At 69.4% G+C, this 17,286-nt stretch carries 15 protein-coding genes; 5 read left to right on the forward strand and 10 right to left on the reverse strand.

Features of this window, described 5'->3' with window-relative positions; all coding sequences use genetic code 11:
* Nucleotides 1-119: 119 nt before the first annotated feature.
* Both glnL and ntrC read left to right on the forward strand, forming a co-directional pair.
* Nucleotides 120-1,166, forward strand: a complete 1,047-nt coding sequence (gene glnL, locus ACQ859_RS09950; RefSeq protein WP_431266509.1) for a nitrogen regulation protein NR(II) — start codon at nucleotides 120-122, stop codon at nucleotides 1,164-1,166.
* Between the two features lie 42 nt (nucleotides 1,167-1,208).
* Nucleotides 1,209-2,699 (forward strand): nitrogen regulation protein NR(I), encoded by a 1,491-nt coding sequence (ntrC, locus tag ACQ859_RS09955; protein WP_431265630.1) that lies wholly within the window; start codon nucleotides 1,209-1,211, stop codon nucleotides 2,697-2,699.
* 89 nt (nucleotides 2,700-2,788) lie between these two features.
* Here the strand turns inward: ntrC and ACQ859_RS09960 are convergent, their stop codons facing one another.
* Nucleotides 2,789-3,802 (reverse strand): MBL fold metallo-hydrolase, encoded by a 1,014-nt coding sequence (locus ACQ859_RS09960; protein ID WP_431265631.1) that lies wholly within the window; start codon nucleotides 3,800-3,802, stop codon nucleotides 2,789-2,791.
* A 54-nt stretch (nucleotides 3,803-3,856) separates the two neighbouring features.
* On the opposite strand from ACQ859_RS09960, the gene def reads away from it, so the two are divergent.
* Both def and ACQ859_RS09970 read left to right on the forward strand, forming a co-directional pair.
* Nucleotides 3,857-4,393 carry a peptide deformylase gene (gene def / locus ACQ859_RS09965; protein ID WP_431265632.1) on the forward strand — a complete coding sequence of 179 codons (537 nt, stop codon included), beginning with the start codon at nucleotides 3,857-3,859 and terminating at the stop codon, nucleotides 4,391-4,393.
* A gap of 229 nt (nucleotides 4,394-4,622) precedes the next feature.
* The gene (locus tag ACQ859_RS09970) at nucleotides 4,623-6,677 is read left to right on the forward strand and encodes a DUF6600 domain-containing protein (protein WP_431265633.1); all 2,055 of its coding nucleotides are present in this window, start codon (nucleotides 4,623-4,625) and stop codon (nucleotides 6,675-6,677) included.
* A gap of 150 nt (nucleotides 6,678-6,827) precedes the next feature.
* On the opposite strand, the gene ACQ859_RS09975 is transcribed toward ACQ859_RS09970, so the two are convergent.
* Genes ACQ859_RS09975 through ACQ859_RS09985 form a run of 3 tightly spaced genes read right to left on the reverse strand, consistent with a single transcriptional unit; the run spans nucleotide 6,828 to nucleotide 9,477 of the window.
* Entirely contained in the window at nucleotides 6,828-7,745 is a 918-nt protein-coding gene (locus ACQ859_RS09975) for an NAD(P)-dependent oxidoreductase (RefSeq protein WP_431265634.1), read from the reverse strand.
* On the reverse strand, nucleotides 7,742-8,476 hold the full coding sequence (locus ACQ859_RS09980; RefSeq protein ID WP_431265635.1) for an RraA family protein: 735 nt from the start codon (nucleotides 8,474-8,476) through the stop codon (nucleotides 7,742-7,744). The genes ACQ859_RS09975 and ACQ859_RS09980 overlap by 4 nt, the downstream gene beginning before the upstream one ends.
* 11 nt (nucleotides 8,477-8,487) lie before the next feature.
* The gene (locus ACQ859_RS09985; RefSeq protein WP_431265636.1) at nucleotides 8,488-9,477 is read right to left on the reverse strand and encodes a Bug family tripartite tricarboxylate transporter substrate binding protein; all 990 of its coding nucleotides are present in this window, start codon (nucleotides 9,475-9,477) and stop codon (nucleotides 8,488-8,490) included.
* A gap of 136 nt (nucleotides 9,478-9,613) precedes the next feature.
* Here ACQ859_RS09985 and ACQ859_RS09990 point away from each other — a divergent pair, with 136 nt between their 5' ends.
* Nucleotides 9,614-10,486: a LysR family transcriptional regulator gene (locus tag ACQ859_RS09990; protein ID WP_431265637.1), complete on the forward strand. Its 873-nt coding sequence runs from the start codon at nucleotides 9,614-9,616 to the stop codon at nucleotides 10,484-10,486.
* A 9-nt stretch (nucleotides 10,487-10,495) separates the two neighbouring features.
* On the opposite strand, the gene ACQ859_RS09995 is transcribed toward ACQ859_RS09990, so the two are convergent.
* The 6 genes from ACQ859_RS09995 to ACQ859_RS10020 form a co-directional block, all read right to left on the reverse strand.
* Nucleotides 10,496-11,266, reverse strand: coding sequence for a DUF481 domain-containing protein (locus ACQ859_RS09995; RefSeq protein ID WP_431265638.1), 771 nt, complete (start codon nucleotides 11,264-11,266; stop codon nucleotides 10,496-10,498).
* A gap of 188 nt (nucleotides 11,267-11,454) precedes the next feature.
* On the reverse strand, nucleotides 11,455-12,777 hold the full coding sequence (gene fahA, locus ACQ859_RS10000; RefSeq protein WP_431265639.1) for a fumarylacetoacetase: 1,323 nt from the start codon (nucleotides 12,775-12,777) through the stop codon (nucleotides 11,455-11,457).
* A 37-nt stretch (nucleotides 12,778-12,814) separates the two neighbouring features.
* Entirely contained in the window at nucleotides 12,815-14,179 is a 1,365-nt protein-coding gene (gene hmgA, locus ACQ859_RS10005) for a homogentisate 1,2-dioxygenase (protein ID WP_431265640.1), read from the reverse strand.
* Nucleotides 14,176-14,439, reverse strand: coding sequence for a DUF2783 domain-containing protein (locus ACQ859_RS10010; RefSeq protein WP_431265641.1), 264 nt, complete (start codon nucleotides 14,437-14,439; stop codon nucleotides 14,176-14,178). Before ACQ859_RS10010 ends, hmgA begins: the two co-directional genes overlap by 4 nt.
* Nucleotides 14,430-16,175 (reverse strand): FAD-dependent oxidoreductase, encoded by a 1,746-nt coding sequence (locus ACQ859_RS10015; RefSeq protein WP_431265642.1) that lies wholly within the window; start codon nucleotides 16,173-16,175, stop codon nucleotides 14,430-14,432. Before ACQ859_RS10015 ends, ACQ859_RS10010 begins: the two co-directional genes overlap by 10 nt.
* A gap of 136 nt (nucleotides 16,176-16,311) precedes the next feature.
* Entirely contained in the window at nucleotides 16,312-17,265 is a 954-nt protein-coding gene (locus ACQ859_RS10020) for an MBL fold metallo-hydrolase (protein ID WP_431265643.1), read from the reverse strand.
* Nucleotides 17,266-17,286 lie beyond the last annotated feature (21 nt).

The raw sequence follows: 17,286 nt of genomic DNA on the forward strand, positions 1-17,286 counted from the left end.
CGCGGCGCGAGCCGCCGCGGTGTCGCGTGCCGGGTCGGGGCCGGGCGAACCAGGCGATACCGCATGACCCGCCCCCTGTTCCACACGCCGCCCACGACGCGCAGTACGCCTGCTTCGACCTGTTGGCGACGCTGGTCGCGGTGGTTCGCGCCGACGGCACCTGCGAGTTCGCCAACACCGCCGTCGAGACGCTGTTCAACCTGCCGCGCCGCGCGGTGCAGGGCAGCAACCTGCTCGAATGGTTCGTCGACACCGGCCGTGTCGTCGAGGCCCTCGAAGAGGTGAGCCGCAACGCGTTCTCCAGTTCGCGCTTCGACGCCACCATCCGCCGCGGCCCGCGCACGCATGACGACCTGCTGCCGGTGCACGTCATCGTCAGCCAGACCGACGATCCGCAGCGGCTGGTGATCGAACTCATCGAGAACGCGCAGCAGACGCGCCAGGACCGCGAGGAGCGCAACCTCGACCAGGTCCACGCGACCAAGGAACTGACGCGCAACCTCGCGCACGAGATCAAGAACCCGCTGGGCGGGATCCGCGGCGCGGCGCAGCTGCTGGCGCTGGAGCTGGAGCCGACGGACCTGTGGCCCGAGCTCGAGGAATACACCGAGGTCATCATCCACGAGGCCGACCGGCTGCAGTCGCTGGTGGACCGGCTGCTCGCGCCACACCGGCGCGCCCAGGTGGTGGGCGACGTCAACATCCACGAGGTCTGCGAGCGGGTGCGTTCGCTGGTGCTGGCGCAGTACCCGCGCGGACTGACGATGATCCGCGACTACGACATCTCGCTGCCCGACTTCCGCGGCGACCGCGAGCAGCTGATCCAGGCGGTGCTCAACATCGTCCAGAACGCGGCGCAGGCGCTGCACGAGCGCATCCATGCGGGCGATGCCTTCATCGCGCTGCGCACGCGGGTGGCCCGGCAGGTGACCATCGGCAAGCAGCGGTGGCGCTTGGCATTGGAATTGCATATCGAAGACAACGGCCCGGGCGTGCCCGAAGAGATCAAGGACCGCATCTTCTTTCCGCTGGTTTCAGGGAGGGATGGCGGTTCCGGTCTCGGGCTGACGCTGGCGCAGACGATCGCCCAACAGCACCAGGGGATGATCGATTGCGACAGCCAGCCGGGTCGGACCGATTTCCGAATCACCCTGCCTTTGCCTTGAGCCGCGGCCACAAGCCGACAACAGGGGAAAGGGGAGCCATAGATGAAGTCGATCTGGATTGTTGACGACGACCATTCCATCCGTTTTGTTCTCGAGAAGGCGTTGACGCGCGAAGGGCTGCCGGTGCGCAGCTTCAGCCAGACCCGCGAGGTGCTGGCCGCGCTGGAGGAGGACACGCCGCAGGTGCTGGTGTCGGACATCCGCATGCCGGGCGGCTCGGGCCTGGAGCTGCTGAGCACGATCAAGAAGCAGCTGCCGGGGCTGCCGGTGATCATCATGACGGCCTACTCGGACCTGGACAGCGCGGTGAGCGCCTTCCAGGGCGGGGCCTTCGAATACCTGCCCAAGCCCTTCGACCTGCCGCGCGCGGTGGAGCTGATACGGCGCGCGCAGGAGGAGAGCCAGCGCGAGGCCGTCGGCGCGGCCGAGACGGTGCAGATGCCCGAGATGCTGGGCCAGGCGCCGGCGATGCAGGACGTGTTCCGCGCGATCGGGCGCCTGAGCCAGAGCCACGTGACGGTGCTGATCACCGGCGAGTCGGGCTCGGGCAAGGAACTGGTGGCGCGGGCGCTGCACAAGCACAGCCCGCGCGCGGAGGGGCCGTTCGTCGCGATCAACACGGCGGCGATCCCGAAGGACCTGCTGGAGTCGGAACTCTTCGGCCACGAACGCGGTGCGTTCACCGGCGCGCAGGCGACACGGCGCGGCCGCTTCGAGCAGGCCGAGGGCGGCACGCTGTTCCTCGACGAGATCGGCGACATGCCGCTGGACCTGCAGACGCGGTTGCTGCGTGTGCTGTCGGACGGCCAGTTCTATCGCGTCGGCGGCCACAGCCCGCAGAAGGCGAACGTGCGCGTGGTCGCGGCGACGCACCAGAACCTCGAGACGCTGGTCAAGGAAGGCCGCTTCCGCGAGGACCTCTTCCACCGCCTGAACGTGATCCGCCTGCGGCTGCCGCCGCTGCGCGAACGCCGCGAGGACGTGCCGCTGCTGGCGCGCTACTTCCTGCAGCGCAGCGCGGGCGAGCTCGGCGGGGAGCCGAAGCGCCTGTCGGAAGCGGCGTTGCAACGCCTGGTGAATTTCGACTTCCCGGGCAACGTGCGGCAGCTGGAGAACATCTGCCACTGGCTGAGCGTGATGGCGCCGAGCCTGGTGGTCGAAGCCAAGGACCTGCCGCAGGAGCTGCTGACGCAGCCGGGCGCGCATGCGTCGGCGATCTCGGCGACGATGTCGTCCGACGTGATGCCGCTGGCGAGCGGGCTGACGAGTTCGGCGGCACCGGTGCCGTTGCCGGCGGTGCCGATTCCGCCGTCGCCGGATGCGTGGGTGGCCGAGATGGCGCGCGAGGCCAGACGCCTGCTCGCGGCCGGCGAGCCCAACGTGTGGGACGTGCTGACGCGCCGCTTCGAGGCCAGCCTGATCCTGACCGCGCTGGACCTCACGCGCGGCCGCCGCATCGAAGCCGCGCAGAAGCTCGGCATCGGTCGCAACACGATCACGCGCAAGATTCAGGAACTGAATCTCGACGCCTGATGTCGCATTGCGCCATGCACTCCCTCTCCCGCTCGCGGGAGAGGGCAGGGGTGAGGGCCAGCAGCCTCACGCAGGAATGCAGCTGAGCTTCAAGGCCCGGAACGGCCCTTCTTGTCGAGCCATACGCCCAGCCCCTGCGCATTGAGCTCCACATCCATCGCAAGCAATGCCGCCACGCGAGTCGGCGGCATGCGCTCGCCGCAGTGTTCGATCGCGCGGCGCTGATACAGCGCGAGCAGCTCGCGCTTGAGCGCGACGTGGCGATCCGGCGCGTCCTTCAGCCGCAGCGCGATCGCTTCCATCTCATCGATCTGCGCGACCAGCAGCGCCGCGAGGCGCTCGACGTCTGCCGCGTCGCGGCCCACGACGCTGTAATGCGTCAGGTACATCCGCGACGGCCGCATCGCCATCATCCGCGCGATGGAGGCGCGCAGCGCGTCCGGCTCGAACTGCACCGGCGTGCTGGTCGGCATGATCCATGCGCCGCGTTCCGGATCGTCGAACTCGCGATACGAGAGGCCGAACGTGTCGCCGGTGAACCAGCCCTTGCTCGTTTCGTCCCACACGCAGTGATGATGGCGCGCATGCCCCGGCGTATCGATCAGCCGCAGCGTGCGTCCGCCCACGACGACGCGCTGCTCATCGCTGCTCGCCTGCGCGCGCGATTCCGGCACGCCCACCAGCTCGCCGTAGGAGCGGTGCATCTCCGCCTCGCCGTAGACCGCGAGCGCACCGGCCCACAGCGCCGACGGATCGACCATGTGCCGCAGTCCGCGCGGATGCACCAGCATCGTGGCCGAAGGCAGCGCCGCCATCAGCGGACCGACGCCGCCGGCGTGGTCCAGGTGCACATGCGTCGGGATCACCCAGTCCACCGCGTCGCGCGGCAGACCGAGCGCCTCCAGCGCGCCGAGCAGCCGCGGCAGCGCCAGCCGCGTGCCGGTGTCGATGAAGGCCGCCCGCCCGTCGTCGACGATCAGGAAGGCCGCGTCGAAGTGGTCGCGCTGGAAGGCCGTGTCGATGGCGAAGACACCGTGACCGAGCGGTTCCAGATACACGGGCAGCGATGCTGGGGTAGAGGGCAGGGCGGTGGTGGCGCGCACGGGCAGTCTCCGGGTCGGGTTCTTAGAATGGTGTCCAGATTACAAGGACCCGCCATGGCCGTGAGAGAAATCCTGAAGATGGGCGACCCGCGCCTGCTGCGCCACGCCAAGCCGGTGGAGGACTTCGACACCCCGGAATTGAAGCAGCTGCTCGAGGACATGTTCGACACCATGAAGGCCGCCAACGGCGCCGGCCTGGCCGCGCCGCAGATCGGCGTGGACCTGCAGGTCGTCGTGTTCGGCTTCCAGCGCAACGAGCGCTATCCCGAGGCGCCGCCGGTCCCGATGACCGTGCTGATCAACCCGACCATCGAGCCGCTGTCCGACGAGACGGAAGAAGGCTGGGAAGGCTGCCTGTCGGTGCCGGGCCTGCGCGGCGTCGTGCCGCGGCTCAGCCGCATCCGCTACCGCGGCTTCGACGCCTTCGGCGGCCTGATCGACCGCGACGCCGACGGCTTCCACGCGCGCGTCGTGCAGCACGAGTGCGACCACCTGGTCGGGACGCTGTATCCGATGCGCATCAAGGATTTCAGCCGCTTCGGGTATACCGAGATCCTGTTCCCGGGCCTGGACCCGAACACGGACGATTGAACGCCGCCGGCCGGGACCCAGGCGCGCCGGGTGCCGGGAGCGAAGGGTGCCCGGTGGAGATCGTGAAGATCCTGGACATACGGCGTCCGCTTGACCTCCGCGCAACAGGGCGTCAAGTTGTAAGCAGGCGTGCACCAGAACGTCGCCGAAGCGTTAAGAATCGATCGCGGAACTCCGCGTCCCGCCGTCCTCCGGATTCCGGTGGCGGCTCAAGGCCATGACTGACTCGATGACCCGTTCGATGACCCGGTTGCCGCCCGCCGGCAAGGTGCGCTCACAGGACCGCGGCGCGCTGTCGCGCTGGTGGATGGCGAGTTCGCTGGTGCTGGTCGCGCTGGTCGCCTTGCTGGCCCACGGCCCGGTACTCGCGGATGCCCCCTCGCGCGCGGGACGGCTGGCGGACCTGGCCGGCGCCGTCTGGCTGTACGACGCCGATGAGCGCGAATGGGTGCAGATGCATCGCAACCAGAGCGTCGGCGAGGGTGATCGCCTCCGCGCCGACGATGGCAGCGGCGCCACGATCACGATCGGCACGTCGACGCTGTGGATCGACCAGCGCAGCGAGATCGAGTTCAACGCCCTGGCCGACAACCGCATCGCGGTGCAGATCGTGAAGGGTGGCGTCGGTCTGCGGGTGCGCGGCCAGGAGTCGGCCGACGAATGGACCGTCCGCACGCTGGAAGGCCGCTTCGGCTTCGAGCGCGAGGGGCTGTACCGCATGACGCAGCTGGATCGCGGCAGCGAGGCGCAGGCCTGGCAGGGCAAGCTGCGATTCGATTCGCGCGCGACCGACGCGCAGCCGGTCTGGCTGTCGACGAACGAGCAGGCCGAGTTCTGGTGGGAGAACGGCCCGCGCACCGAGCGCCAGCCGCTGCAGCAGGACGGCTTCGCGCGGCTGATGCTGGAAGACAGCCGCGACGCGGTGCAGCCGCTGGTCGGCAGCGGCACCAGCGTGCCTTACGTGTCGCCGGAGATGACCGGCGCCGAGGACCTCGCGCGCTACGGTGCCTGGGAGCAGAGTTCCGAGTACGGCGCCGTGTGGATCCCGCAGGTGGTCGTCGCCGACTGGGCGCCGTACCGCTATGGCCGCTGGATGTGGAGCGCGCGCTGGGGCTACACCTGGGTGGACGACATGCCCTGGGGCTTCGCGCCGTTCCATTACGGCCGCTGGGCCTACTACCGTGACCGCTGGTGCTGGGTGCCGGGGGCGTATGTGCGCCGTCCCGCGTATGCGCCGGCGCTGGTCGGCGGCGTGGGGCCGGGGATCTCCTTCGGCCTGGTCGTGAACGGCGGGCGGCGCCCGCCGCCACCGCGCTACGGCAGCTGGGTGCCGCTGGCGCCGCGCGAAGCCTGGACCCCGGGCTTCCACTACAGCCAGGCCTACTGGCGCCGCGTGAATCCGGATGCGAATCAGGCCACCGTGGTGCGCCCGGGCCAGCGCCCGCCGACCTACCGGAACGAGCGCGATCATGGCCCGCTGTACACGCAGCGGCCTGTGTCGGCGCCGTTGCCGGCGACGGCGCTGCAGCCGCAGCGGTCGTGGCCGCCGCGTCCGATCGGACAGGTCGACGGTCGCCCGGATGGACGTCCCGATCCGGGTCGTCCGTTCGTGGATCGCAATCACGATGGTCGACCGGATGGCCCGAACAACGGACCCAGCGATGGTCGCAACGGTGGCCGGAATGACGGCCGGAACGACGGGCGCAATGACGGCCGAAACGAAGGTCGTCCCTTCATGGATCGCAACGGCGATGGTCGTCCGGACAGTCCGAATGAGGCGCGGCCCGGCGAGAGCCGGCCGGTCCGCGGCGTGATCCGCCCCGAACCCGACATCGCGACGGTGAGACCGCAGGTGCCGCCAGTGCAGCAGACGCCGCCCGCGCAGACGGTGGTGCCGCAGCGCGGTCCCGACGTGCAGCGTCCGTCGGAGCGTCGTGAAGGCGATCGCAACGAATGGCGCCATCGCGGCCCCGATCGGGTGGAGCAGCCGCGCGTGGAGCAACCCCGCGTGGAGCAGCCGCGCGTGGAGCAGCCGCGCTTTGAGCAGCCTCGTGCGGAACAACCCCGCTTCGAGCGCCCGCAGCAGCCACGATTCGAGCCACCTCGCGTGGAGCAGCCGCGGGTGGAGCAGCCTCGCGTTGAAGCGCCGCGCCCGATGCCGGCGCCACGCATGGAGGCGCCGCGGCCGGCCCCGCGTGCCGAGCCTCCCCGCGCCGCGGAGCCGCCGCGCGCGGTGGATCCTCCGCGCCGCAACGACGGGCCAAGCCGCCAGTCGGACCGTTGAACGAAAGACGAGGGGCGCGAGCCCCTCGATTCGTTTCCGGCCGGACTTCCAGGCCGATCAGCGCGTTGCCTGGCGCCGCATGGGCCGGCGTGGCCGCGCCTTGAGCCCCGCTTTGAGCCGTGCCTCGAGCCGTGCCTCGAGCCGCGCTCGTCAGCCCACGAGCGCGGCCAGCACGTTGCGGGCCGCGGCCAGCCCCATCTTCACGTAGGCATCCGCGGTGACCCCGCCGATGTGCGGGCTCAGCAGGATGCGCGGCTCGTGGATGAACGGGTGGTCCGCCGGCATCGGCTCGATCGCGAAGCTGTCGAGGCCGGCGGCGGCCACCTGACCGCTGCGCACGGCCTCGAGCAGCGCGGCCTCGTCGATCAGGCCGCCGCGCGCCGTGTTGACGACGATCACGCCGCGCTTGCAGGCCGCGAGCGTGCGGGCGTCGATCAGCCCCGCGTTGTCCGTCGTCAGCGGGCAGTGCAGCGAGATCGCATCGGCCTCGCGCCAGAGCCGGTCGAGGTCGACGCGCTCGATGAACGCCGGCAGATCCTTGGCGAACGGGTCGAAGCCGATCACGCGCATGCCCATGGCGTCCGCCATCCGCGCGAAGCGTTGGCCGATCGCGCCGAGGCCGATGAGTCCCACCGTCCGGCCCTCCAGCTCCACGCTCTTGTGCGTCGCCTTGTCCCAGTGCCCGTCGCGCATGCGCGCGTCCAGCGCCACGACGGACTTCGCGCAGGCCAGCAGCAGTGCCAGCGCCTGCTCGGCCACCGCGGCCGCATTGGCACCGACCGCGGCGATGACCTGGATGCCGCGCGCGGCGGCGGCGACCTTGTCGATGGTGTCGGTGCCGCTGCCGTGCTTGGCGATCACCTTCAACGCCGGCGCGGCGTCGATCGCCGCGGCGCCGACCTTGCTGTAGCGCACGATGATCGCCGTCGGATTGTGCGTCCGGCAGAGGTCGACGATGTCGTCCTCGCTCGGCGTCCGTCCGGCGTAGACCACCTCGAAGTCCGACAGCAGCGCGAGCGCCTGCGGCGCCAGGTCCGCACCGGTCACGAGCAGGACGGGACGGCTCACAGCGTCTCTCCGTCCTTGATCACGCCGGCAGCGCGCAACGCGCCGTCCAGCCAGGCTGGCCGCAGCGCCTTCCGGTCGCGGATGCCGGCGATGCGGGCCGTCTCGGCGGCGACCTTCTCTTCAGCGAGCGGCAGCAGCGACGCGGCCTTCGCGCGCTCCACCACGGTCACGCCGTCGGCGTCGCCGACGATCAGGTCGCCCGGATGCACCGTCACGCCGCCGATCGAGACCGGATGGTTCAACCGGCCCGAGATCGACTTCGTCGGTCCGTTCGGATTCAATCCCGCGGCGAACATCGGGAAGCCGAGTTCACGGATCGCCTCGCTGTCGCGCACGGCGCCGTCGATCACGACGGCCGCGATGCCCAGCGCCACGCATTGCTGCGACATGATCTCGCCCATCAGCGCACTCGAGAGATCGCCCTTGCCATCGACGACGAGGACGTCACCGGGCCTCGCCAGCGCCATCGCGGCGTGGATCATCAGGTTGTCGCCCGGCCGCACCTCGACGGTGATGGCGGTGCCCGCGAAGCGCATCGACGGGGACAGCCCCTGGATGCGCCCGTGCAACGCGCCCCGACGACCGGCGACGTCGGCCAGGATGGAGGACGGATAGGCGGCGGCGCGGGCCACGACGTCGGCGGGGGTGCGGTCGATGTCGCGGATCACGTCGGGCAGGACGTCGGATCTGGCGGTGGCCTTCGCGTCCGGCAATGCAGCGGCTGAACTCATGGCGTGCTCCTTCAATCGATCTTGATGCCGGCGTCCTTCACGACCTTGCCCCAACGGGTGAGGTCCTGTCGGATCAGCTGGCTGAACTGGTCGGGCGTGCTGACGGTGACGGCGACGCCCTCGTCGCCGAGCTTCTTCACGAGCGCGGGCTGCTGCAGCGCCTTCGTGAACTCGCTGTTCAGGCGGGCGACGACCTCCTGCGGCGTGCCCGCGGGGGCGAGGAAACCGAACCAGGTCGCCGACTCCGCGCCCTTGAAGCCGGACTCGGCAAGCGTCGGCACGTCGGGCAGTTCCGGCACCCGCTTGTCCGAGGTCACGGCGAGCGGCCTCAGCTTGCCCTGGCGGATGTGGCCGAGCAGCGAGGGCGTGGTCGACATGTACAGGTCGACGTTGCCGCTGACGACGTCCGTCAGCGCCTGGCCCACACCCTTGTAGGGCACGTGCTGGAGCTTCACGCCGGCGGACTTCTGGAAGAGCTCGGTGGCCAGGTGCGCGACCGTGCCGTTGCCCGCCGACGCGTAGTTCAGCACGCCGGGCTGGGCCTTCGCGGCGGCGACCGCCTCGGCGACGGTCTTCAGCTTCGAACTGGCCGAGGTCACCAGCACCAGCGGGGCTCGCGCCACCAGGCCGATGGGCGCGAGGTCCTTCGTCGGGTCGTAGGGCATGCGCGGGTAGAGCCACGGATTGATGGACAGGTTGCTGCTCTGGCCGAGCACCAGCGTGTAGCCGTCCTTGGTCGACTTGGCCGCGGCGTCCACGCCGAGGTTGCCGCCGGCGCCAGGTTTGTTCTCGATGACGAAGACCCACTTGGTCGAGGTCGCCACCGCCTGCGTGATCTCGCGGGCGATCACGTCGGTGCCGCCGCCGGGCGGGAAGGGCACGTAGACGCGGATGGGCTTGGTCGGATAGGGCGCGGCGACGGCGAGCGCCGCGCTGAAGGCCAGCGGGAGGGCCAGCGGGAGGGCCAGCGCCGCACGGCGCGAGAGCATCGATCGAATCATGGGGTTGTCTCCGTGGTCGCCCCGGTCCGCAGGCCGGGGTCTGTGCGTTCTTGAAGCGGTCGAGGCCAAGTATTGGCGGACGCTTCACCCCGGTCCAATCGATTATTCTTTCGTTTTCATCAGCACGGCTTTTGCTATGGATCTCCGCGACCTGCGCTACTTCGAGACCATCGCCGAGCTCGAGCACGTCGGCCAGGCGGCGGAGCGGCTGCATCGCACGCAACCCGCGCTGACCGGGGCGATCCGTCGGCTCGAGAAGGCGGCCGGCGCGCCGCTGTTCGAGCGCGCGGGACGCGGCATCCGGCTGACACCGGCCGGCAGGGTGATGCTGCGCTGGGCGCGTCAGCTGCGCTTCGACGCGCAGGATGCGCAGCGCGAGATGAGCGACATCGGACGCGGTCTGTCCGGCGAGGTCCGCATCGGCGTCGTGCCGACGGCGGCGCAGTTCCTGATGCCCAAGGCGGTGAGCCGTCTGCTGAAGGAGGCGCCCGAGGTCACCCTGAAGACGACGGTCGCGCTGGTGGACGCGCTGATGCCGATGCTGCGCGCGGGCGAGCTCGATCTGATCGTCGGCACCGAGCGGCGCGCGGAAGCGGGCTTCGTCTCGCACCGGCTGGTGGAGGACGCGGTCGTCGTCGCGGCCAGCGCGAAGCACCCGGTCTTCGCTGGAAAGCCGACCCTCAAGGCGCTCGGCGAGTACCGCTGGGTGCTGCAGCCCGCCGGCGCGCCGACGCGCGACTGGCTGGACCACAGCTTCGATCGCCACGGACTGCCGCGCCCCGTGGTGCAGGTGGAAAGCAGCTCGCTGCAGATGCTGCCCGCGCTGATCGCGGAGACCGGGCTGCTGAGCTTCATCTCGCGACGCCACCTCGAAGGACCAGGGCGGCTGCGATCGCTGCGCGAGGTCGCGCTGAAGGACACGACGATGCGCCGCCACCTGGTGGTGACGCATCGCGCGCAGGCCTACCTGCCGCCGGCCGCGCAGCGCCTGATCGCGCTGCTCGGCTGAGGCGGAGGATCAATCGATCCTGTACGAAACGCCCGTGATGAAGAGCGTGTCGTTCTTCTTCAGGCCGTCGCCGGGGTTGCTGTCGTAGCGGTGCTGGACGGTGGCGGTGAGGCTGAACCGCTTGGTCATCGCGACCGAGACGCCGCCGTCGAAGGTGGCGCGGTACTCGCCGCTGTTGCGCAGGTCGGGCAGGTAGGCCAGCCGCTGCTTGAGCGTGGTGTTGTCCGAGATCTTGTGATTCGACTCTTCGGCGAACAGCAGTTCGGTGTTGCTGTACTTGCTGCGCAGCACGCCGTCCTGCAGCGCCGGCACGACGTAGCGTTCCTGCGTGAAGCCCAGACCGGTGGACACGTCCCAGGTGACGTTGTCCTGCTTGATGACGTGATAACCGGCACCGGCGCCGACGGAGTAGCGGGACGACAGGTTCGCCGGCTCGTCCTTGAGCGCGTCGAACTGGCCGAAGCCGAACACGCGCTCGGTGACGTCGCGCTGGTAGCGCGTGCCGAAGGCATAACGCTGCTCGGAATCCGCCTCGTCGTTCTTCACGTAGAGCGCGCGGCCGTTGAGCGTCAGCTTGTCGGTCTTCGTGGCCTTCACGACGTCGCCGCTGAGGTTGACCGTCGTCGAGTCGCTGTTGCCCGACGAGACGCTGGCCCCGGCGGTGAACAGCGCACGCCATTCGCCATCGTCCTTGACGGTGACCTGGGCGAAGGTCGCGAACGGGAGTACGGCGAGGCAGGTGGCGGCGGCGAGGCGAGGGAGGAGGCGCGTCGGCGGCATGGCGGTTCCTTGGAGGAGAGTGAACATGCGGCAGCTTCGGCAACCTCCGATCCCGTGTGTCTGCAATGCGCACGGACGGGGTCCGATCCGACGTCATCCGTCGGCTTCCGCTGACATCCCGCCGGGATGACGGGGTGAGAACGGGCGCTCGGTGGTGTTTCGGTGTGTGACGCCGGCGATCCGGCGGATCAGGCCACCGCCGGCACGACCGTGCCGACGCACGGTCCGAAGCCGATCGAGCGGCGTCCGTCCGCCTCGCAGCGGCCGACCAGCGCGACGCTGTCGCCGTCCTGCAGGAAGGTGCGCTGCTCGCCGTTGGGCAGCGTGATCGCCTGCTTGCCGCCGTTGGTCAGTTCCAGCAGCGAGCCGCCCTGGCCGGCCTCGGGGCCCGACATCGTGCCCGAGCCGAACAGGTCGCCGGGCTGCAGGTTGCAGCCGTTGCTCGCGTGGTGCGTCAGCATCTGCGCGACGGTCCAGTAGGCGTCCGCGAAGTCCGAGGCCATCAGCTTCGCCGGTGCTTCGCCCGCGTCGCGCATGGCGCGCGTCTGCAGGTGGACCGCCAGCTGGATCGAGATCGCGCCGCGATCGCGGTTGTCGGCGCCGTCCAGATACGGCAGCGGCTGCGGATCGCCTTCCGGCCGCGTGAACGCACGGCGGAACGGCGCCAGCGCCTCCATCGTGATCACCCACGGCGACAGCGTCGTCGCGAAGCTCTTCGACAGGAAGGGGCCCAGCGGCTGGTACTCCCAGGCCTGGATGTCGCGGGCCGACCAGTCGTTCAGCAGCACGAGGCCGAACAGGTGGCGCTCCGCGTCGCCGATGGCGATCGGATGGCCCTGCTCGTTGCCGGTTCCGACGAGCGCGCCGACTTCGAGCTCGTAGTCGAGCCGCTTGATCGGGCCGACGCTCGGCACCTCGGCATCCGGGGCCTTCGTCTGGCCGACGGGGCGGCGGAAGGTCTGCCCGCTGACCCCGATCGACGACACGCGCCCGTGATAGCCGATGGGCACCCACTTGTAGTTCGGCAGCAGCGGGTTGTCCGGGCGGAACAGCTTGCCCACCGTGGTGGCGTGATGGATGCCGGCGTAGAAGTCGGTGTAGTCGCCGATGCGGCAGGGCAGCGTCATCTCGACGTCGGCCATCGGCTTGAGCGCCGGAGCGAGTTGCTCGGAGGTCTTCGGTCCCGCGTCCGCGTTGAGCGCGGCGACGAGCTCATGGCGCAGTTGCCGACGCAGGTCCGGTCCCATCGCCATCAGCGGATTCAGGCCGAGACCTTCGCAGGTGCGCAGCACCGCGCCGAGGCCGTCGGACAGCGCGCCGATTTCAGCGGCGGCGATCAGGTCCAGCACCTGGTCGCCGATCGCCGTGCCGGGCCGGAACGAGCCGGTCGCGCCGGCCGGGCGGAACATGCCCAGCGGCAGGTTCTGGATCGGGAAGTCGGTCTCCGGCGTGTTGGCGGAGGAGATCCAGCTGTGCAGCGCGGGGTCGTGGGTGTGGTCGATGTCGGTCATGGGAAAGCCTTTCGAATTCTGGTGAGGGAGCGCGCTGTCAGGCGGGCTTGAACTTGTCCTTCAGCCCGCCCCAGCAGGCGGCATAGTTCGTGTCGAGCGCACCGCCATTGAGCGCCCAGTCCGACGGACGGAAGCGCCAGCGGCTTTCGAACATGAAGGCCAGCGTGTGGTCGAGCTTCTGCGGTGTCAGCGTGCGTGTGCTGGCCGCCTCGAAGGCGTCGGCATCGGGGCCGTGCGGCACCAGGCAGTTGTGCAGGCTCGCGCCGCCGGGCCGGAAGCCTTCGGGCTTGGCATCGTACTGGCCGTAGATCAGGCCCATGAACTCGCTCATCACGTTGCGGTGGTACCAGGGCGGACGGAAGGTGTCCTCCTGCACCAGCCAGCGCGGCGGGAAGATCACGAAGTCGCAGTTGGCGGTCCCGGGCGTGTCGCTCGGCGAGGTCAGCACGGTGAAGATCGACGGATCGGGGTGGTCGAAGCTGATCGAGCCGATCGTCATGAAGTCCTTGGTGTCGTACTTCAGCGGCGTCAGGTTGCCGTGCCATGCGACGACGTTGAAGGGCGTGACCGCCTGTTCGTTGCGCCACAGCGCGCCGCCGGTCTTGCGGATCACCTCGTACGGCGCGCCGTCGGGCTCGTGCGCCGCGACGGGCGCGAGGAAGTCGCGCGGATTGGCCAGGCCGTTGGAGCCGATGGGGCCGAGCTCCGGCAGACGGAAGGCCGCGCCGTAGTTCTCGCAGAGGTAGCCGCGGGCTTGAGCACCAGGACCGTCCAGCGCGTCGACGCGGAAGTTCACGCCGCGCGGGATCAACGCGATCTCGCCGGGCACGATGTCGAGCAGGCCCATCTCGGTCGTGAGGCGCAGCCCGCCTTCCTGCGGAACGATCAGCATCTCGCCGTCGGCGTTCATCAGCGCGCGGCGGGTCATCGGCCGGTTGAAGGCGTAGATCAGCGATGCCATGCCGACCTGCGCGTCCGGGTCGCCGTTGCTGACGATGGTCTTGATGCTGTCGACGAAGTCGACACCGGGCGCATCCCGCTGGCCATCGGGCATCGGGAACGGATGCCAACGCAGCGGATCCGGCGGCGCGGCGACGCCGCCTGCCGCGCCGCTGGTCCAGAACGGCTGCTCGTAGGCATGGAACGCACCCGTGACGACCGACGGCTGCCGGCGATACAGCCAGGTGCGGCGGTTCTCGACGCGCGGCGCGGTGAAGGCGCTGCCCGACAGCAGCTCCGGATACAGGTCCATCGGCGCGCGCTGCGGGCTGTTGCGCCCCTGGGGCAACGCGCCGGGCACGGACTCGGTCTCGAATTGGTTGCCGAAGCCGCTCTGGTACTTCAGCGCGCTGGGCGCCGTGCCGGTCGCGTCGGGCGAGCGGAGGGTCTCTGGTGCGTTCATGCTTGTCCTCGTGGGGAAGCGTCGCCCGTGGTCGGGGCATCGATGGAAATTGGGGAAGCCGCTGAAGCGGGATCGGCGCGGGCAGCGGCGGCCAGCGCTTCCAGCAGCACGTCCTGCCGGCCGATGTGGTTGGCGAGCAGCAGGATCAATCGCGCGTTGAAGGCATGGCTCGCCTCGACGTCGAGGCCATGATGCGCGCTCAGCAGCGCTTCGTAGAAGTCGTCGCCGGCGTCGAGGTGGGGCGCAGTGATCAGTGGCATGCGGCGGGCTCCTCCAGGGATGCCCCGTGGCCGAGCGCATGGCGCATCGCCGCCTGGATCGCATCCCCAGTCGGCATCGTGCGCCAACGCGCGCAGACATGCTGATCAGGGCGCAGCAACACCACCGCGCCCGGGGTGGCGTCGTAGCGTTTTCGTACGAGCCCGCGTGCGTCGAGGGCATCGTCGATGTGAAGCTGGAGCACCGCTTCAAGCCCGCACGCCGCGTTGCCAAGCGCGGGCTCTCCACGGGGCATGGGGGATCCCTCCTGGACCCCCAAGCCCCATTCCGGCCCCACAGGCGTTCGTTGACGCCGATTTCCTTCGTCGGCTTCGTCGAAGATCATCAACGTGAAATGTCCCGGGCGCATCTGGCGCAGGAGCCAGTCGTCGAGACCATCGATGGTGATCGGCGCGTCTGCCGCCGGCATGCCGTACTGCACTGTCGGGACCGAGAGCCGTCCGCTGTTGACCAGGCGACGCGCGAAATCGAAATCCTTAGCGAGCGTCAGCGTCGCGTCGCGGAACAGGCGACTGATCGCGCTCTTGGGCGTGATGAAGTCGGTGGATCGCGTCGAGTTCAGGATGTTCTCGTCCGCGGCGATCTCGCGCTCGCGCGCATAGGTGTCGAGGAGCGCATCGGGCGCGCGACCCTGTACGACCGCCGCCAGTTTCCATGCGAGGTTGTCCGCGTCCTGGATGCCGGAGTTGGCCCCGCGCGCGCCGAACGGCGACACGCCATGCGCGGCGTCGCCGGCAAAGACGATGCGCCCGTGCCGGAAACGATCCATGCGCATGCAGGCGAAGGTGTAGACACTCGCCCAGACCAGCTCGATCTCCGGCACCGCGCCGTCGCCGCCCGCGGCGATCGAGGCCTCGCGCATCAGCGTGCGCACGCGCGGCAGGATGCGCTCGGGCTGCTTCTCCAACTCGGGATCGGCATCCCAGCCGAGCTGGAAATCGATGCGCCAGACGCCGTCGGGCTGCCGGTGCAGCAGCACGCTCTGACCCGGATGGAACGGCGGATCGAACCAGAACCAGCGCTCGGCGGGGAAGGGCGCGTTCATGCGCACGTCGGCGATGAGGAAGCGATCCTTGAAGGTGCGACCGTGGCTCTCCTCGCCGATCAGCTGGCGCATCGTCGAGCGCGACCCGTCGCAGGCGACGACGTGATCGGCGAGCAGCGTGTACGGCCCGTCCGGCGTCTCGATCGCCAACGCGACGTGGTCGTCGTGCGGCGTCAATCCCGTCACGCCGTGATGCCAGCGCAGATCGATCAACGGCAGTTCGAGGGCGCGTTCGACGAGGAAGCCTTCGACGTAGTACTGCTGCAGGTTGACGAAGGCCGGGCGCTGATGGCCGGCCTCGGCGAGGAGGTTGAACTGATAGACCTGCTCACTGCGGAAGAACACACGCCCCACGTTCCAGGACACGCCCTTGTCGACGAGCCGCTGACCGCAGCCGAGGCGATCGAGGATCTCCAGCGTCCTTTTCGCGAAGCACAACGCGCGCGATCCGACGGAGAGCCGCCCGTCGTTGTTGAGCAGTACGACGGGCACGCCCTGCAGCGCGAGGTCGATCGCCGCCGTCAGCCCGACCGGACCCGCGCCGACGACAACGACGGGATGACGCGCAGGCTGGCCGCGCCCATGCACGTCCTGATCTTCACTGCGGCGATAGGGATAGACGACGCGCTGATAGTCGACATCGGACGTCGTCGCGGTCGAGGTGGCGGGCATGGCGGTCTCCATCGCGGCAGGCGGGAAGGTCAGAAGTTCGGCGAGCAGTTGCTGGCAGTCAGCCGGTCGGACTCCCTCTCCCGCTTGCGGGAGAGGGTGGGGGTGAGGGCCAGCGGCCGTGGCAGTGCTGAAGCCATCAGCCCTCAAGCGTCTGCCACATCTCCTGATCGCGCTGCGCGGTCCAGATCCGCGGATCGCGGAACTGGGTGACCTCGTCATAGCAGCGCGTGACGTCGAACGGCATGCAGTGGTCGAAGATGACCCAGTGGCCGTACTTCTGCTTCATGACGGCGTAGGTGTCCTTGTAGACGGCGTTGAGCTCCTTGCCCGCAGCGACGCCGGCCTTCACCGAGTCATGCAGATCGGCGATGAAGCTGCGCGTGCCGGCGAGGCCCTGCGCGACGGACTCGGGCGTGGTCAGCGCGGCACCGCGGCCTGGAACGAGCGCACTCGGCTTGAGCGCGGCGAGGTTGTCCAGCGTCTGCGGCCAGTCGCTGAAGTACGCATCGCCGGCATAAGGCGTGGCGTCGAATTCAACGAGATCGCCGGAGAACAGGATCTTCTGCTCCGGCAGCCACGCGACGGTGTCGCCCTTCGTATGCCCGCGCCCGAGTTGCAGCAGCTGCACCTCGAGCTTGCCGAGCCAGAGGCTCATCGCACCCTGGAACGTGATCGTCGGCCAGGTCAGCCCGGCCGGCACCGATTCGACATTGCGGAACAACCGCGGGAAACGCCCGATCTCACTGGCCTTGTCCTGCTCGCCGCGCTCGACGATGAGGTCGTAGGTATCGCGGCTGGCGATGATGTGTTCGGGCTCATACGCCGAGGCGCCCAGCACCCGCACCGCGTGGTAATGGCTCATCACGACGTACTTGATCGGCTTGTCGGTGACCTCGCGGATGCGGCGGATGACGTCCTGCGCCATCACCGGTGTGGCCTGCGTGTCGATGACCATCACCGCGTCGTCGCCAATGATGATGCCGGTGTTGGGGTCTCCCTCGGCCGTGTAGGCGTAGGCGTTGTCGCTGAGCTTGACGAAGGAGACCTGCTTCTCCTCGACGTCGGCGTGGCTGGCGAACTGCTTGGTCATGGCGTGTCCCGGGCGTTGGCT

The organism is Roseateles chitinivorans (assembly GCF_050632235.1).
Taxonomy (GTDB): domain Bacteria; phylum Pseudomonadota; class Gammaproteobacteria; order Burkholderiales; family Burkholderiaceae_C; genus Roseateles; species Roseateles chitinivorans_A.

Excerpts from the sequence above, each read along its gene's own strand:
- ntrC (WP_431265630.1), top strand. The coding sequence starts at position 1,209 with ATGAAGTCGATCTGGATTGTTGACGACGACCATTCCATCCGTTTTGTT.
- def (WP_431265632.1), top strand. The coding sequence starts at position 3,857 with ATGGCCGTGAGAGAAATCCTGAAGATGGGCGACCCGCGCCTGCTGCGC.
- ACQ859_RS09970 (WP_431265633.1), top strand. The coding sequence starts at position 4,623 with ATGACCCGTTCGATGACCCGGTTGCCGCCCGCCGGCAAGGTGCGCTCA.
- ACQ859_RS09980 (WP_431265635.1), bottom strand. The coding sequence starts at position 8,476 with ATGAGTTCAGCCGCTGCATTGCCGGACGCGAAGGCCACCGCCAGATCC.
- ACQ859_RS09985 (WP_431265636.1), bottom strand. The coding sequence starts at position 9,477 with ATGATTCGATCGATGCTCTCGCGCCGTGCGGCGCTGGCCCTCCCGCTG.
- ACQ859_RS09990 (WP_431265637.1), top strand. The coding sequence starts at position 9,614 with ATGGATCTCCGCGACCTGCGCTACTTCGAGACCATCGCCGAGCTCGAG.
- ACQ859_RS09995 (WP_431265638.1), bottom strand. The coding sequence starts at position 11,266 with ATGCCGCCGACGCGCCTCCTCCCTCGCCTCGCCGCCGCCACCTGCCTC.
- fahA (WP_431265639.1), bottom strand. The coding sequence starts at position 12,777 with ATGACCGACATCGACCACACCCACGACCCCGCGCTGCACAGCTGGATC.
- hmgA (WP_431265640.1), bottom strand. The coding sequence starts at position 14,179 with ATGAACGCACCAGAGACCCTCCGCTCGCCCGACGCGACCGGCACGGCG.
- ACQ859_RS10010 (WP_431265641.1), bottom strand. The coding sequence starts at position 14,439 with ATGCCACTGATCACTGCGCCCCACCTCGACGCCGGCGACGACTTCTAC.
- ACQ859_RS10015 (WP_431265642.1), bottom strand. The coding sequence starts at position 16,175 with ATGCCCGCCACCTCGACCGCGACGACGTCCGATGTCGACTATCAGCGC.
- ACQ859_RS10020 (WP_431265643.1), bottom strand. The coding sequence starts at position 17,265 with ATGACCAAGCAGTTCGCCAGCCACGCCGACGTCGAGGAGAAGCAGGTC.